This is a genomic window from Mesorhizobium norvegicum (assembly GCF_004919685.1).
Classification (GTDB): Bacteria; Pseudomonadota; Alphaproteobacteria; order Rhizobiales; family Rhizobiaceae; genus Mesorhizobium; species Mesorhizobium norvegicum.
In genome coordinates this window covers 1-676 of record NZ_SMYZ01000077.1, presented here as the reverse complement: position 1 = coordinate 676, position 676 = coordinate 1, and the positions used below count along the sequence as shown (strand labels likewise).

Sequence of the window (676 nt, the reverse complement as noted above, 5' to 3'; positions counted from 1 at the left end):
TGACCTGAACCGCCGGGTCGAGGCGGCTGACATGAGCTGACAAAGTCCAGGCCATGGCTGCCATGAACCATCGCGTCGTCACCGTGTTCGGTGGAACCGGGTTTCTCGGCCGCCGCGTTGTTCGGCATCTCCGCAATGGCGGTTTTTTCGTTCGGATTGCATCAAGACATCCGGAACGGGCCGAGAAGTTGTTTGGTTCTGATGATCCGCAACTTCAATCGGTCGAAGCCGATATCCATGATGAGCGGGCGATCGCCGATGCACTTGCCGGTGCTTTCGGTGTTGTAAATGCGGTCAGTCTCTATGTCGAACGGGGACAGGAGACTTTTCATTCCGTGCATGTCGAGTCGGCCCGGCGGGTTGCGGCTCAAGCGCACCGAGCTGGCGTTGAACGGCTCGCTCACGTTTCAGGAATCGGCTCGGATGTTGCCTCGCCGTCGCTCTACATCCGCAAGCGTGGCGAAGGCGAACAGGCGGTGCGTGCCGCGTTTGCTGACACCATCATCATCCGCCCGGCGGTGATGTTCGGACCGGATGACGCGTTTCTCACGATTATCCTCAAACTTCTCCGCCGGCTTCCAATCTATCCGATGTTCGGCCGCGGCCTCACGAGATTGCAGCCGGCCTATGTAGGCGATGTGGCAGAGGTTACCGCAAGAGCGCTGCAGGGGACGGA

General features: G+C 59.8%; 1 protein-coding gene. It reads left to right on the top strand.

Annotated features, from left to right (window positions below):
* Positions 1 to 62 precede the first annotated feature (62 nt).
* Positions 63 to 676 (top strand): NAD(P)H-binding protein (locus tag FCU66_RS29160; RefSeq protein ID WP_246094072.1); only part of this gene is annotated, 614 nt, incomplete at its 3' end.